Annotated in this window: 22 protein-coding genes; 21 read left to right on the top strand and 1 reads right to left on the bottom strand. The window is 44.1% G+C overall.

Features of this window, described 5'->3' with window-relative positions; all coding sequences use genetic code 11:
• Positions 1-4: 4 nt before the first annotated feature.
• The 19 genes from MHB85_RS19045 (at position 5) to MHB85_RS18955 (ending at position 12,809) form a co-directional block, all read left to right on the top strand.
• The gene (locus MHB85_RS19045) at positions 5-292 is read left to right on the top strand and encodes a hypothetical protein (protein WP_341073430.1); all 288 of its coding nucleotides are present in this window, start codon (positions 5-7) and stop codon (positions 290-292) included.
• Between the two features lie 12 nt (positions 293-304).
• Positions 305-637, top strand: coding sequence for a YolD-like family protein (locus MHB85_RS19040; protein ID WP_341073429.1), 333 nt, complete (start codon positions 305-307; stop codon positions 635-637).
• An 82-nt stretch (positions 638-719) separates the two neighbouring features.
• A complete protein-coding gene (locus MHB85_RS19035) occupies positions 720-1,430 on the top strand; it encodes a hypothetical protein (RefSeq protein WP_341073428.1) in 711 nt (236 codons plus the stop codon).
• Positions 1,378-1,905, top strand: coding sequence for an accessory gene regulator B family protein (locus MHB85_RS19030; protein WP_341073427.1), 528 nt, complete (start codon positions 1,378-1,380; stop codon positions 1,903-1,905). Before MHB85_RS19035 ends, MHB85_RS19030 begins: the two co-directional genes overlap by 53 nt.
• A gap of 1 nt (position 1,906) precedes the next feature.
• The gene (locus tag MHB85_RS19025; RefSeq protein ID WP_341073426.1) at positions 1,907-2,029 is read left to right on the top strand and encodes a hypothetical protein; all 123 of its coding nucleotides are present in this window, start codon (positions 1,907-1,909) and stop codon (positions 2,027-2,029) included.
• Positions 2,030-2,035: 6 nt separating this feature from the next.
• Positions 2,036-2,761, top strand: a complete 726-nt coding sequence (locus MHB85_RS19020; RefSeq protein WP_341073425.1) for a hypothetical protein — start codon at positions 2,036-2,038, stop codon at positions 2,759-2,761.
• 619 nt (positions 2,762-3,380) lie between these two features.
• Positions 3,381-3,644: a hypothetical protein gene (locus tag MHB85_RS19015; protein ID WP_341073424.1), complete on the top strand. Its 264-nt coding sequence runs from the start codon at positions 3,381-3,383 to the stop codon at positions 3,642-3,644.
• Between the two features lie 614 nt (positions 3,645-4,258).
• Positions 4,259-4,852: an RNA polymerase sigma factor gene (locus tag MHB85_RS19010; RefSeq protein ID WP_036607662.1), complete on the top strand. Its 594-nt coding sequence runs from the start codon at positions 4,259-4,261 to the stop codon at positions 4,850-4,852.
• A complete protein-coding gene (locus MHB85_RS19005) occupies positions 4,849-5,484 on the top strand; it encodes an anti-sigma factor family protein (RefSeq protein WP_036607660.1) in 636 nt (211 codons plus the stop codon). The genes MHB85_RS19010 and MHB85_RS19005 overlap by 4 nt, the downstream gene beginning before the upstream one ends.
• Positions 5,485-5,527: 43 nt before the next feature.
• The gene (locus tag MHB85_RS19000; RefSeq protein ID WP_105599398.1) at positions 5,528-6,127 is read left to right on the top strand and encodes a histidine phosphatase family protein; all 600 of its coding nucleotides are present in this window, start codon (positions 5,528-5,530) and stop codon (positions 6,125-6,127) included.
• Positions 6,128-6,360: 233 nt separating this feature from the next.
• Positions 6,361-7,479, top strand: coding sequence for a hypothetical protein (locus MHB85_RS18995; RefSeq protein WP_091018018.1), 1,119 nt, complete (start codon positions 6,361-6,363; stop codon positions 7,477-7,479).
• Between the two features lie 44 nt (positions 7,480-7,523).
• Positions 7,524-8,030: a gamma carbonic anhydrase family protein gene (locus tag MHB85_RS18990; RefSeq protein WP_210108602.1), complete on the top strand. Its 507-nt coding sequence runs from the start codon at positions 7,524-7,526 to the stop codon at positions 8,028-8,030.
• 23 nt (positions 8,031-8,053) lie between these two features.
• Positions 8,054-8,233: an IDEAL domain-containing protein gene (locus tag MHB85_RS18985; RefSeq protein ID WP_017687723.1), complete on the top strand. Its 180-nt coding sequence runs from the start codon at positions 8,054-8,056 to the stop codon at positions 8,231-8,233.
• Positions 8,234-8,386: 153 nt separating this feature from the next.
• On the top strand, positions 8,387-8,809 hold the full coding sequence (locus tag MHB85_RS18980) for a DUF2487 family protein (RefSeq protein ID WP_091018014.1): 423 nt from the start codon (positions 8,387-8,389) through the stop codon (positions 8,807-8,809).
• Positions 8,810-9,001: 192 nt separating this feature from the next.
• Positions 9,002-9,541: a QcrA and Rieske domain-containing protein gene (locus tag MHB85_RS18975; protein ID WP_036607648.1), complete on the top strand. Its 540-nt coding sequence runs from the start codon at positions 9,002-9,004 to the stop codon at positions 9,539-9,541.
• 15 nt (positions 9,542-9,556) lie between these two features.
• Complete coding sequence (qcrB, locus tag MHB85_RS18970) at positions 9,557-10,228, top strand: menaquinol-cytochrome c reductase cytochrome b subunit (protein WP_017687726.1); 672 nt, start codon at positions 9,557-9,559, stop codon at positions 10,226-10,228.
• A gap of 21 nt (positions 10,229-10,249) precedes the next feature.
• Entirely contained in the window at positions 10,250-11,134 is an 885-nt protein-coding gene (locus MHB85_RS18965) for a menaquinol-cytochrome c reductase cytochrome b/c subunit (protein WP_091018012.1), read from the top strand.
• A 112-nt stretch (positions 11,135-11,246) separates the two neighbouring features.
• Positions 11,247-11,873: a DUF1405 domain-containing protein gene (locus MHB85_RS18960; protein WP_341074249.1), complete on the top strand. Its 627-nt coding sequence runs from the start codon at positions 11,247-11,249 to the stop codon at positions 11,871-11,873.
• 66 nt (positions 11,874-11,939) lie between these two features.
• Positions 11,940-12,809 (top strand): sporulation protein YpjB, encoded by an 870-nt coding sequence (locus tag MHB85_RS18955; RefSeq protein WP_179198573.1) that lies wholly within the window; start codon positions 11,940-11,942, stop codon positions 12,807-12,809.
• Positions 12,810-12,929: 120 nt separating this feature from the next.
• On the opposite strand, the gene MHB85_RS18950 is transcribed toward MHB85_RS18955, so the two are convergent.
• Positions 12,930-13,799, bottom strand: coding sequence for a YitT family protein (locus MHB85_RS18950; RefSeq protein ID WP_341073423.1), 870 nt, complete (start codon positions 13,797-13,799; stop codon positions 12,930-12,932).
• Between the two features lie 172 nt (positions 13,800-13,971).
• On the opposite strand from MHB85_RS18950, the gene MHB85_RS18945 reads away from it, so the two are divergent.
• The gene (locus MHB85_RS18945) at positions 13,972-14,301 is read left to right on the top strand and encodes a nucleotide pyrophosphohydrolase (protein ID WP_017687732.1); all 330 of its coding nucleotides are present in this window, start codon (positions 13,972-13,974) and stop codon (positions 14,299-14,301) included.
• Positions 14,302-14,351: 50 nt separating this feature from the next.
• Positions 14,352-14,876 carry a tetratricopeptide repeat protein gene (locus MHB85_RS18940; RefSeq protein WP_341073422.1) on the top strand — a complete coding sequence of 175 codons (525 nt, stop codon included), beginning with the start codon at positions 14,352-14,354 and terminating at the stop codon, positions 14,874-14,876.
• Position 14,877: the final 1 nt, after the last annotated feature.

Below are 14,877 nucleotides of genomic sequence, written 5' to 3'. Positions count from 1 at the left end.
TCACATGTTAACGGATTATCAAAGAAAGGTCCTCCGGATCTTATATAACTACAAAGGTGTACGGCGTGTATTCCCTACCCTGCATGAGCTAACGGTTAAAACAGGTAAGGAAAAGCCTGATGTTATGGCAGCTCTGGATGTGCTCGTATCCGAGGGGTACATACAGTGGGATGATAAGTTGAACACGGCTAATATCGTCATCCTGGAAGGCTGGGAACGTGAAGGTGAAAAGCCACAAATACCTAAAGCGCCAGAACGGTTAAACGGTTTACGTTATTGGACTGATTACTAAGGAGGGTTTACCATGAGCATCAAGTTGGCAGGAAACGGATTGTTTGAGTCGTCGCGGATGATGTTGCCTGAGCACAAGGAGGCCTGGTTGACTCACATCAAAGAACAGAAAAGACGTGTGAAACCGGAATTAGATGAGCAGGAGATACAAAGGGTAAGTGAAGTGTTGGGCGAATCATATAGTAATAGTTGCACCGTTGATTTGGTGTTATTCAATCCATTCTATGATGATCATGTATCCGGTGTGGTTGTGGGGTTAGACGTTTCAACACGTCGAGTTAAGTTGATGTTAGATGAAGAGTATAGATGGATATCATTGGCTGAAATTATATCTGAATCTGTATAGCATTTGTATGAATTTGGCTATGGAATTGCCACATTGTCCTTTATAATAACTTTAAAAGTTATTTCTATTAGGATGGTGCGGATTGAACACAGTTATTTATATTTCTCTCGGATTTTTTGATGCTCTTGCAATGCTCTTAATCATCTTAAAGCTGTATATGTTACCGGTTCGAGAGTATGCAGGCAAGATATTTGTCTTCGTTATTTTTATAGCCTCATTCTCATACATGATGCGAATAACTTTGGGCATGCCCAAGCTAGATTTACCTTTTCAATATATTTTCTTCATACTTTTTTTACGTTTAGGAATGGAATTGAAGCCGCATATTTCTTCATTTATCGCAGGTGCTGGGATATCAGCTTATGCAGCAATACAGATGGGTATTTTTCATATATTTGAATGGTTAGATGTAATGCATATTGGTGTAGTGCAACAAAATGAAGGCAGCCTGGTTTATTTATTGCAATCGTCTTCAATACTAATTGCCTATTTAATTTGTTTTGTTTTTTCAATTTTTGATTTTGGATTCTCATTCATTATAAGACCTCCGCATGACTTCATAAAAAAAGAAAATTATCTTTCTAAAACCAATATTCCATTCTTAATCGGTACAACTATTTCGGCCATTACAATTTGTATGACGTTAGTATTATTGTATAGATCCGATCCGACAGGACTTCTATTCCTTGCAATTTCAACTTTTGGGGTATCCTATTTCTTTTCAGTAAGGAGGGAACGGGGTGATATTAGAACGGCTGTCGAGGCGTATCGCAATAAGCATAAAAACGGCTGATCCGGAAGGTCCTGGAACAGTCGAGGTATTGGAGTACGAGCTAGGATTGCGTCTTAATTGGTATACTGGTTTGTTGCTTACAATCATTCTAGGATTGACGTTCGGTACTTTTATTGGGGCTTTGATTACTTTGTTTTCATTCGTTATATTGAGGAAGTTTTCAGGTGGAGTACACTTGCCGATTACATTATGCTCTATCGCAACTGGTATTGTAGCAGCTCTTGTTCCGTTGATTAATTTGAATTTCGAAGCAATTCTTCTATTAAATACAGTAAGTCTCATTATTGTATTGTTGTATGCACCAAATGAATTTGAGTATGTTAATCCGACATCGTGGGATCAGTGGTTAAAATGGATTTCTGCTGCATTAGTGGCTGCGAATTTCGTAATTAAGTCTCCAGAAATAACATTGGCATTCTTTATTCAAGCAATTCTAATTCTTCCAGTATGGACAAAACCTGAAGGAGGTGGTTAAATTGAATAAAAATATAGCAAGAGCGCTATCTATGGACCTAACAAAAGGGGCAAAGAAGTCTTCCAAGAAACGCAAAAGCATCGTTGGAGCGATGAAAATGCCAGAAGAATTGAAAAAGAAGTGATCCTTGATGAATGATCAATTAATAATAGGTATACAAGTCCAAAGCGATGGCTCTTACGGGCCTCGCTTTTCCTTTTCCGAGAATGATATTATGGGCATTGAAATGTGGAAGCCATCCAAAAATTACAATGTCCCATTTTTTTATACAAGAACGGGGAACTTTACTGTACTTACAACGTTGAGTGCATGCGAACTGGCTTTTCCCAACTATAAATTTCTTGATGGATCAAATCTAGTGAATATAGATAACATCGATCGAGTATTGACTGGTTCATATGGCGGAATCGCATACTTTAAAGACGATATACATACTGGGATTAATCAGAAGAATATCAAGGTTTGGAATGATATCGTAGATGAAGTTAAACGACTGAAGAAGGACAGAAGGCAGATTTTTGGCGTAGCAATAGTGGAGAACGGTCAGTTATCATCAGGTGAATTTTTTCCAGCTAGCGAAATTTACTATATAGATATGTGGGAGCCTAAAGCCAACTACTATGTACCTCGCTTCCACACAAGTAAAGGTCTTTTCACAGTTGGACTGACATACAAAGCTTGTGCTGAGGCTATGCCATACCTCTATCCTGCTCATAATGGAAACCTGGTCAATCCATATTGGATCGAGAGAATTGATGAGCAGATATTTGGATCTACAGCAATTTTTAAAGAATCAGATTATAGAGTTACTGTAGCGAGAAGTAAATTAAAAGCACTAAAAGGAATCATCAATTAGCAAACCCGGGGGAACCGGGTTTTTGTTTATCATAAAATACATTTGTTGTCAAGATCAATCGATACTAGGTAACTAGAGGAAGTTTCGACAACCATCGACAAGTTACACGGCTGCGACATGTTATTATTAAATTGGAAAAAACAAGAATGAGTATTGGAGGGAATAGATATAAGATGACATTCAAAGTTGAATAGATACGTAGCTTATTGATAGGAGTGTGTGGATCACAAATTTCGAGTACTATACTAGTACTCATTCGACCGGGGAGAGCGGAATATTCCGCAACTCACTTCGTTAGTACTTCCCACTCATACAGCTGTTCCATTTGAATATCTAAGATCATCGCGGCTAGGTACAAAGCTTCTACATTCATAGGGCGCTGACTTGTCGCGAAAAACGAGACCATTCTTTTGGACCAACCCGTACGACGAGAGAATTCGGCTTGGGTCATTTGGCGGTGATCAAGCCAGTACTGAAGTAAGCATCTCCCTCGGATTATTTCCACCAAGAGTGCTCCTTCAACCATTTAGAGAGTTTAAATCAAATCGAAGTATAACATGTTCTGCAAAACAAGGTAAACAACAGAAATTCGTAAAATACATCATAGGAGTGCTGCGCAATGTTAAAAGGGTGGTTGGAACCAGCTATCGAAAAACGCCTTTGGGAAGTTGTAACTATATGCGAGGACGAAAATAAAGAGTTGTACGATGATTTTAATGTCACCTTAAATAGATTGAAGAAATACATTCCGTTGGAGTTAATCGACGACCTTAATAAATTGGAAGATATCTTCCTACAAAAAGGTTCCTCAATCAAGACTGCATACAGAACTGGATTTGACGATGGGTTAACGTTGGCACAAGAGTTAAGGAATACAATCTAAAAAAAGGCCCTGTATCCGTAACGGATGACAGGGTCTTTATAATAGAAGATAAAAGGTTTAGTTTCAGGACAATACTCTCCACTCCTATCCAATAACTGTATTGCTCCACGTGAGCAATGGCCGCTTATGTAAGCGGTCTTTTTTTTGTCTTAAAAAGTTATGGGAAAGGTATTGATATGTTAAAAGTTACACTTAAACTTACATCCTCTATTTACATCTCCCTCCTTAATCTGTTAGGATACCTTAGATCAAATAAATATCACATTTTTGTAACCTTTTCGGTATGTTGTCCGTCTATATAAGCAAGGCTTACCAAAAAGGCTCAAAATGAAGTCATGAACGTGAAAATGACCGCATATGAATGACAGGTCGGGTTTTGTGAATACCAATGGATTTGCCAGGATGATGCAGACCGTTGTACAATAAATACTGTTAATGTAGAAACGTTGGGGAAATTGCCATTACATAGGGGAATTTGGCGGGAAGGCCAGTTATGGCGCTGAACGCTTTTTATATGCGGTGAGAACCGCAACTTTTTTGTGCCTGTTCGGTAATACATGGATAGAGTCGAACGGGGAGAAGCACATGGATGGGCGAGGAGGGGTCGCACTCAAATGACGGATTCCCAGTTGATTCGAGAGATCAAGGAAGGTAACCTGGAGTTATATTCCGAGCTGATGAGTCGTTATCAGCGTAAAATACTGGCTTTCGTATATCATATGTTGAAAAGTTCCAATATGGAGCTGCTTGCGGAAGATCTCTGTTCTGAGACTTTCTATAAGGCGTTCCGCAGTCTGCACTCTTTCCGTGAGGTGGATGCCTCATTCTCAACCTGGTTATATACCATTGCGAGAAATACGGTACTGAGTGAGCTTCGCAAACAGCGCAGCGGAAATGTCCCACTTGAAGAGAGCGGGATTGTTCCCGTTGCTCCTTCGGAGAATACACCGGAGTATGCTGTACTACGCAGCGAGCGGGTGATGCTGGTTAGGGATGCGATTAACAATTTACCGGAGAAGCAGCGTTCTGCGATTATACTCCGTGAGTATGATCAACTAGACTACCAAGAGATTGCGAATATTCTTGGGCAGAGCGTCAGTTCTGTGAAATCGCTATTATTCAGAGCAAGATCAAGCGTAAAAACTCAATTGGAACCTTATTTCTTCGAACCGGTGTACGAGCCATATGAAGGGATGAAGAACCGATGAATTGCAATGAAGCCCAGGAACTGTTTGCACTGGTCTGGGACTTGCCGGAAACTCATCCTCAGCGGATTGCATTTCATGCTCATCTCGCTGGTTGTGAAGAGTGCTCCGAGCAGTTTGAGGTCTGGGAAGAAGCTCAGATCTTGCTGCACAGCATTCCGGTTCCAGTGACAGAACAACAAGCAGAGAGAGTGAACCGTAACGTGATGGACCGGATCTACGCGGAGTCTCCATGGTTACTGCCGGAAGAGGTAAAGGTTAATCGTTTCTCTGCTGTGATCCGCAAGCATATGTCTTTGTGGATTGCCGCGTTCCTGGCTATTTTTTTATGCAGCTTTCTGTATATGGCAATGTTTAAGCCAGACGTATCAGAAGCTGAGCAAACCAAAGTTGTTACTACGGGTATCCTGGAGACAGGGGTTGCCGGAAGCGGACCATCGTCCTCTGGAATGTATCAGTACAACATGACTGGAGCGGACAGAGGAAGTATCATAGAACCTTTTGTTGTGAGCATGGGACCCGCTTATCCGCAGTATTGGATGGCACTCTCTTTACTTGCAATAGGAATGGCGTTATTTTCTCTTGGACGTATGCATCGAACAACGAATAAACGCAAACAAGGTGCGAGTGCATAGGTAATAACCTTTCATTCGCCGTGTGGAGAAATGAGGGATGTAAGTGCGAATCGGGCTTATTCGTCACGGTCTTACAGACTGGAATGCGGCGGGCCGTATACAGGGTCAGACGGATATTCCTCTGAATGGAGAAGGTCGTGAACAGGCAGAGCGCCTGGGAAGACGTCTGCTGAAGGAAGAATACCAATGGGACTATATCATCACAAGTGGATTATCGCGGGCACAGGAAACAGGGGAGATTATCTCCAAGCTGTTGAATGTACCTTTGCTTGAGCCGGACGCACGGTTGAAAGAAAGGGCTTTTGGTCAGATTGAAGGTCTGACTTCAGAAGAACGGGTTGCCCGTTGGGGCCAAGCCTGGGAGACATTGGACTTGGGACAGGAGCAGATAGCGGATATCCAGATTCGTGCACTGGCGTTTCTGGAAGATCTATGGTCTGCCTATCCGGACCAAAACGTACTCATTGTCACTCACGGAGCTTTCTTAGCCAACCTGTTAACAGCCTTGTTTAAAGATCGGTATACAGAACGGATTGGAAACCTGTCACTGACGATCCTGGAAAAGGAACGTGATGACTGGAGTCCGCTGTTGTATAATTGCACACGACATCTGTCTTTGGACACAGCGAAACAACCTAAGTAATCCAACTTGGGTTGTTTTTTTGCGTTTTATGGGGAAATAAAGACTTTATATGATTTCAAACCTCTCATTTTTCTTCTGATTGACCAACTCGGGGCATAGTATGGTTTAAAACATAAAAGATTTCCAAAAAGAGGTTTAGATTATGGGAATTCCGTCAACGATGTTTACAAAACCAAACTATTTCAGGCTCCGAATTAACAGTCGAAGTAGTTAACGGGCGAGGCGATGGACCCATGAATCTAGCGGATATGCTTACTTTTGCCGATATTGGCCAGCTTAATCGAATAGCAGATTATTACCAATGTGAATGCAAGCCCAATTCCAAACATGAACTCATCCAGAGTATTCTCACTACATTGGGCAGCAGACCCTTTTTTGAGCAGCAGGTACGTCAACTGAATCAAGCAGATCAGCGCTTTTTGAACAACTTGTTGTTTGATCCTCGCCAGTATTATGGTATGGAAGAACTCATTGCCATAGCCCGTCAATCGATGGACAAAAAGGAGAGTGAGGCTGGCGCGAGTCCACGTGATCTCATCGTTCGCTTTAATAAGAGTGGATGGTTGTTCAATGGGACAACGCAGCAGACCAGGTATTTGTATCAGGTACCCCAGGATCTGAAATTAAGATTCAGGGATGTGTTATCCACACATCTGCGAGCAGGGATTACCAAAACAACGGAACCACCCATGTATCGGGATGAATATCATCTCTTAGCGGATGATCTCAAGTTGTTCCTGCAGTATGTCCAGCAGCACGAAATTGCCCTTAACGCCGAAGGCATGATGTACCGTCGCTCTCAACAGCAGATTATGGAGCATCTTCACATTAGTGAGGAATTGGTGGGCAAAGGTGGATGGAGATTCGGATATGGCCGTTCCTTCAAGGATTACCCGGACCGTTTCGCACTTCTCTACGACTATGCATTTCACCATCGGCTGGTTCGTGAGGAGCAAGGCACGCTGAAGTTATCACCAGCTGGAGAAGACAAGCTGGCAGCTGAGAAAACAGCCGAAATGATACAGCTATTTAGGTTTTGGTTAAGATTGTATAAAGGTGCTATTCCCAATCTGTCCTCTATTGTGTATTGGACAGGCGAATGTGCCCAGGAATGGTCAACCGCCGAGTCACTGTTTCGTCAGATCGGTCCGTTCATTCAGCCGTTTTACTATGATACGGCCGAGGCCATTTATGATAACAGAATTGTTAAAATGATGTTGCATCTTGGCATGGTCCGTATTGGGGAACATGAGGAAGGCCGGACGATACAAATGACAGCCTGGGGCACACGTCTTGCTGCATCCTGTCGCTCCATCTCAGGAGACATTACGCCTATTATGTTTGACAAGTGAAGGACAAGTTGCTAAAATCACTCCCAAATTAAGGAGTGATAATAATGATAATTCCATACAAAGGTCTACAACCTCAGTTACACCCTTCAGTATATATGGCTGAAGGTGCAAAACTGATCGGTGATTTGAGAATGGGAGAAGAGTCTTCCGTCTGGTTCAATGCAGTCCTGCGGGCTGATTTGGCTCCTATTATCATTGGAAAGCGCTGTAATATTCAAGATAACGTTGTCGGGCATGTCAATACTGATCAACCTTTGATTGTGGGAGATGATGTCTCAGTAGGACATACAGCGATCATTCATGGTTGTTCTATTGGAACAGGATCATTAATCGGCATGGGCGCCATTCTGCTGAATGGAGCCGATATTGGCGAATATACGCTGATTGGAGCCGGTTCTGTTGTTACTGAGAATAGTAAAATTCCGCCCTATACTCTTGCTTTGGGGACACCTGCCAAAGTGATACGTGAGCTGACTGATGCCGATCTGGAGCGGATGTCCAGAACTTCACTGGGTTATGTTACCAAAGGAAAAGAATATAGGAGCTCTTAAATCCGTTTTGGAGGTGCATCCTATTGGATAAAATGAAAGTTACGTATGAAGTCATGTTGGGGCTGGCAGCTGAGATGGTTTGGGACGAAGCGCTTCGCAAACAGCGCAGCGAGAAGCTCTATTTGGAAATCGATAAAGCGTTAGCTACCGGAGACGAAGTAGCTTTCCGGAGTCTGACGGATGAACTGAGGACCATAAACTGATAGCCAAAAATAGTTCCTTTCTGAGATAAAAGGGAATGCGCAGAGGCGTATTTCCTTTTTTGATATGTGTAACTCTGAAATGAATGTCTGGATTTATAAGATATGGTCATATATAATATGGGAATAAAATGGATAGAGAGGGGATATAGGGAATTGAAATTCAGTGAGATGACTCAAGACAGCTGGGCTGAACTGCAACTCTATCTGGATACATGCCTTATTCCATACACAGCTATTAGCGGTGAGCAGTCGCCAGTTGAAGCTACCGAGGCATTGGAGCGGCTGAGAGATTTTCTGGATCTGGTCGAAATTCCTTTCAAAGGGAGAATCATGACTTATCCAGCCTTTCATTATGCTAATTCGGAATTGTCAATGACATTAAATTCCTTGTCCGCACAGCTTAAATCTTCAGGATTCAAATATGTGGTTATTATGACATCAGATGGTCATTTGGATGGCGTGGACATTCCAGCTGCTGATCTGGTTTTAAGTCGGTCCGTCTTAACTCATGAGGTTGGAGAAGAAGGGATTGCGAGATTTGTAGGGGAAAAGATACGAGAGTTGTGGAAAAAATAGTTTTTAGCGACAAATGTGACAATTTACCAACAATTTTTTAATAACGCTTACAATTGAACCTTAAAAATGTGTGACAAATTCTTGACGGTGTTCTAGGGCTACTATATGATTATGTATGTTCTAGTAAGTCGTGGAATTTATGAAAATGAAAACGTTTGAGAGAGTTGGCTGAAAAAGGGGGTTGGAGACAGTATGAGCAGTGAGCATGACCACGAAGCTTCATTGAAATTGCCAAGCCGCATGGAGATGTCACGCAGGCAGTTCTTGACGTACACGCTTGGTGGAGCTACAGCCTACATGGCCGCCGGTGCAATCCTTCCTATGGTCCGTTTTGCGGTGGACCCGATTTTGCAACATAAGGGAGAAGGCACCTCTGTCAAAGTAGCTGAAATCAGCAAAATTACGAATGAGCCTCAAGAATTCACCTTTGAACTTAAACAACAGGATGGTTGGTATCTGAGTAATGCATCGTTAGTGGCGTGGATTCGCAAAGACGAGCAGGGTAAAATTTATGCACTCTCACCTATCTGTAAACATCTGGGATGTACAGTAGGCTGGAATAGTGACAAGCAGTACCCTGACGAGTATCATTGCCCCTGCCATGGCGCGCACTATGACAAGGAAGGGAAGAATCTTGCCGTAGCCCCCAAACCTCTGGATGAGTACGTAGTCAAGGAAGAGCAGGGTTGGGTATATCTGGGCGACATTGTTCCGAACACCCGAGTGAATTAGGAGGCGTGAACGCAGATGTTTAAAAATGTCTATGACTGGATTGACGAGCGTCTCGACATCACGCCAATCTGGCGGGACGTTGCGGATCATGAAGTTCCAGAGCATGTAAATCCGGCTCATCACTTTTCCGCATTCGTGTACTGCTTTGGTGGATTGACGTTCTTTATTACTGTTATTCAGATTTTGTCAGGCATGTTCCTGACCATGTATTACGTACCTGATATTATCAATGCCTACGCAAGTGTGGAGTATCTGCAGACCAAAGTAGCCTTCGGCCAAATTGTTCGCGGCATGCACCACTGGGGAGCCAGTCTGGTTATCGTAATGATGTTCTTACATACGATGCGTGTGTTCTTTACAGGCTCTTACAAGGCACCGCGTGAAATGAACTGGGTTGTCGGCATGCTGATCTTTTTCGTCATGTTGGGCCTGGGGCTGACAGGGTACTTGTTGCCATGGGATAACAAAGCCTATTTTGCAACAAAAGTAACACTGGAGATTGCCAATACGGTTCCTTGGCTGGGACCGATTATTAAAGAATTCCTGCAAGGCGGTACGATTGTTGGTGCACAGACACTAACCCGATTCTTTGCCCTGCACGTATTCTTCCTCCCCGCTGTGCTTCTGGTGCTTCTGGTCGGACACTTTATCATGATCCGCAGACAGGGCATTTCGGGACCACTATAAACTGAGAAGGGAGGAATCGCAATGGCTCACGGACATAAGAAGGATGATGAGGAAAAGGTTATCTTTGTCGGTGATTCACGGGTCCGTAAAGGGGCGGGATTTATTACCCCGCCTGATTACACGGCGTATCCCGGCAAATCAGAAGCCTTTATTCCCAACTTCCTGCTGAAAGAATGGATGGTTGGTGTCGTTGTATTGGTGGGGATTCTGGTACTAACGATCTCAGAACCTGCACCTTTGGGGTATCCGGCCAATCCAAGCGCATCCGTTATACCCATGCCGGACTGGTACTTCCTTTTTCTGTATCAGTACTTGAAGTATCCATACGCATCGGGCGATTACGTTCTGCTCGGGGTACTGGGAGTCAGCGGAGTCGCTTTTGGAGCTTTGCTGCTGGCACCATTCCTGGACACAGGTAAGGAGAGGCGTTTCTATAAACGCCCCATTGCTTCATCACTGATGATTTTGTCGGTCATTTCTGTATTCTATCTGACGAATGTAGCGTGGACACATTACGAGCATGAGTTGGAAGCAAGTGGACAGAAGCCTGAGCATATTCAACGTGAAGAAGAAGCACTGGAGAGGCGTGAACAGGGGCTCCCACCAGTTTCCAACGCACCCGGACAGCAAGAGGAAGTTGCGATCGTGGAGCAGGATGATCCTGCAATGGAAACGTACAAGAAGGCCGGTTGTATTGGCTGCCATGCGGCTGATATGAAGGGCGCAAGTGGACCTTCACTTCGGGGTGTGGGTGACAAGCACAGTCAGGAAGAGATTCTGACTATTATCAAAGAAGGTTATAACGAGATGCCTGCGATGTACGATCAAGCGATTGCTCAAGGTGTAACGGATGAAGAGATTACTCATCTGACCGAATGGCTTGCGAAACAGAAAGCAGAACAGTAAAATCGAAATAACCAATGAAACCTGATCGTTTATGCGGTCAGGTTTTTTTGAAGTGTTTTTTTGGACAGCACTGTATCGTGCGCAATATATGATCAAGGAAGGGGCAGGGAATGTGGCTTTATCGTATTTCTGGAGTAGGGAATTTCTGACCAATCGTTATTTCCTGTGGCTATTATTTTGGTGTAATGCGGTAGGAACGGTATACGGATACATCTGGTACGGAGAGCAAATGAAATTGACGCTGGCTGAGCACCCGGTGTGGCAGATCGTATTTGTGCCAGATAGTCCAACAGCGAGTTTGTTTTTTACTTTAGCGTTGCTATGGATATTGTACCCACCACGGTCCATTGTTATCAAACGGATCGGACATGTGATTCAGGCGCTTGCTGTGGTCACATCTGTGAAATATGGCGTGTGGGCCGTATCCATTATTTTCGCTGGCTGGATGCAAGGCGGCACACAGCACTGGCAAGACTGGATGTTGATTGCTTCGCATAGTGCAATGGCGATTGAAGCTCTGATATATGTACGCTTTTTCGGCTTCCGCTGGGCTTCCCTTGTCGTTGCAGGTCTCTGGACGCTGTTGAACGATACGATGGATTATACATATGATATTTACCCTTGGTTACCCGCATCCCTCTATGATCATGTAGATGGTGTGCGTAATTTCACATTCGGACTGACACTGGTAAGCATTCTGTGCGCGTGGCTGGCTTTAAGACAAGCGAAACGAACCTAATATCCGATCTTGAGCTTGTTCTAATGAACTGTCCCCCGCCATACATTGGTGGTGGGAGGGATGTCCATGAAGAGAACGTTTGGGATCAAAACTGGCTTACTGGTGGTATCGTTCATGGCTCTGTTGCTTTGGACGAACTTAGCATATCGTGTATCCGCGCAAAGTGAAGCATTGAATTTGAATTCAGATCAGCAAGTGTCCACAAGCAATTCAATTGCACAACTGAATGAGGAAGCAGCCATATTGTATCGACAGGCGCTCGAGAATAATATTGAAGAAGTGCGAGGCAGCATTCTGCGTATCAGTAAAAGTCTGGAGCATATTTCCTTTGAGGGACAAACGACAGTTGAGGGCATTCACGCCTTGTCCGAAACCATTGTTGAAGTGAAACAAGCCGTTGTGAAGGTGAAAAATGACGATGCTTCTCTTCAGCAGTCCTCTGCCAAACTCAGACTTGCAGCAGATAGTCTCGCGAATCCAACCAAGCCTTTATGGCTTCAGTATTATAAAATTGTGAAAAACGATCTCGACGCTTTATCCGCTGCTACAAATCAAGGGCAAACTGCGGCCGTACTGGCAAACCGTTACACCGTTCTGGAGGAGCATTATGAGACGATTCGTCCTGCCGCACTGATTCGCCGTGAACCGTATGAGATTGCTCAGATGGACGCCTGGTTATCTCATACCAAAGGCCTTACCGCTGCCAAGCAACCTGATCTGGCTCAATTAAAGAGCATGGTGGGCCATGGGGAGGAACTGGTGAACCAGTTATTTGGTCGCGAGAAGGACGAGAGTGCCTTTGTACCGTTTGTACAAGGCCCTGATCGCAGGGCAGCCGGGCTGCTCATTAGTTCGGTCATTGTGGCGACGTTAAGTTACGCCGGATATCGTAAATATCGTGCGCAGCAACAGGGGATTTTTCCTTTTCGGCGCTAATCGGATATGAACTTGATCCTGGTCTATAAGTGGTATATAAAAAAGACCTCTTTCCACATGAACAGCCACGCTAACGGCTCTTCATGTAAAAAGAGGTTTTCTTGTAGTTTCTGTGTTATATCAGCTTTCTTTGAAACCTTCTCCATGTACATCGTGAACATCGCTGATGATGACAAAAGCTCTGGGGTCAATGGAACGTACAATGGTCTGCAGACGCCTGAACTCTTGCCTGGAGATCACACAGTAGGCCATGTGTTTGGCCTGTTTAGAGTACGCGCCAATGGCTGGAATGAGGGTAACGCCACGATCCATATCCCGTGTGATCTGCTCAGCAATCTCGGGCGCATGGTCACTAATGATCATAAATGCCCGGGCAGAATATGCACCTTCCTGAATAAAGTCGATGACTTTAGAGGCGATAAATACAGCTACGAGCGTGTACAGAATTTTTTCTTTGGGGATGTAGATGAGAGAGAGCCCGATAATGACGAAGTCGATGCCCAGTAATACTCGGCCCATACTCCATCCATACTTGCGGTTGAGAATACGAGCGATGATGTCTGAACCGCCCGTCGTTCCACCCCAACGGAATACAATGCCAAGACCGGCTCCAAGGGTGACACCTGCATATAGTGCAGCTAACAGTAAGTCATTCTCGGTATGTAATGGTTCAATCCAGCCCAGATGAATCAACTTCTCAAACAACCATAGAAAAACGGTTAGTGCCCCGATTCCGATACCCGTATAGATCATCTGTCTGCCGCCCAAAATTTTGAGCCCGATCAGAAAGAGGGGAACATTCAGAATCAAGGTTGTAAGTGAAGGTGAGATGCCAAAAGCGTAATTGATCAGCACCGTAACCCCAGTAAGGCCGCCTTCCATAAGCTGATTGGGGATAATAAAATAGAGGAGCCCAAAGGCATATAAGGCTGTACCCAGCACGATGGGAAGAACCAGTTTAACTTGAATCCAGGTTTTGGCAGTGCTCATAAGATCCCTCGCTGTAGATAAATTAGAATGAAGAAGCAATCATTCCCATCTAGTATACCTGTTTATTGATTCTTTAAAAATGATTTGTAGATGATGATGGTGGAAGTGAATCTAAATAACTGATATTATTAGGAACAAATACGACATCATTTCAAAAGGAGAATCCGTTCTCATGGAGAAAAGCATCGCAGAAATGCAGCGTGAGGTTGATCAGTATATCTCCCAGTTCAAGGAGGGGTATTTCAGTCCTCTTGCCATGTTGGCCCGGATGTCTGAAGAGGTTGGGGAGCTCGCCAGAGAAGTGAATCATGAATTCGGCGAGAAGCCGAAGAAATCTTCCGAAGCAGCCAATTCCATTGAACTTGAGCTTGGAGATATTTTATTTATCACGATTTGTTTTGCGAACTCGCTGGGAATTGATCTGGCTGAGGCGCACGATAAAGTCATGCATAAATTTAACACCCGCGATGCCAATCGGTGGACTCCCAAAAACACCGATTAGGCGTAGATTACATATGCTGTACCATCACCCGATCGGGGAGGGTCAGCTTAATGATGAAACCGGAAGAATATATGCAGCAGGCTTACCGCTGTATATTGCAAAATGATTTTGAGCAGGCGATTCGTTGGTTCGAGTCAGCCATTCACGCTCATCCAAAACACGCGGAGTTATATTATCGCTGTTCCATTACACACGCCCGCAGCAAACATCTGGTTCCGGCGCTTGAATATGCACGCAAGTCGGTTGAATTGTCGCCAGGAACAGAAGAGTATATTTTGCATCTGCAGACGTTGGAAGCAAAACAATTGACCTCCAGAGCGAAGTTGCTGTTGGAGCAGGCGGGTACTGCAACACAGGAGCGCTATGTGGAAGCGTCTACGCTTCTGCAAGAAGCGGTCCAACTTGATCCGCTCTCAGTGGAAGCTCATGTTATGCTTGCGCTGGCTTACAGTGATTTGAATGAATTTGAATATGCAATTCAGGCGCTGCGTGAGGCGATTTTGATGGATCCGCAGAATGGGCAACTGCATCAGATGTTACAGGAAATCAAGCAACGTATGAAATCCATTCAATAAG

The organism is Paenibacillus sp. FSL K6-4396 (assembly GCF_038002525.1).
In the GTDB taxonomy this organism is placed as follows: domain Bacteria; phylum Bacillota; class Bacilli; order Paenibacillales; family Paenibacillaceae; genus Paenibacillus; species Paenibacillus amylolyticus_B.
The sequence above is the reverse complement of the archived record's forward strand: the minus strand, read 5'-3'. Positions and strand labels throughout refer to the sequence as shown.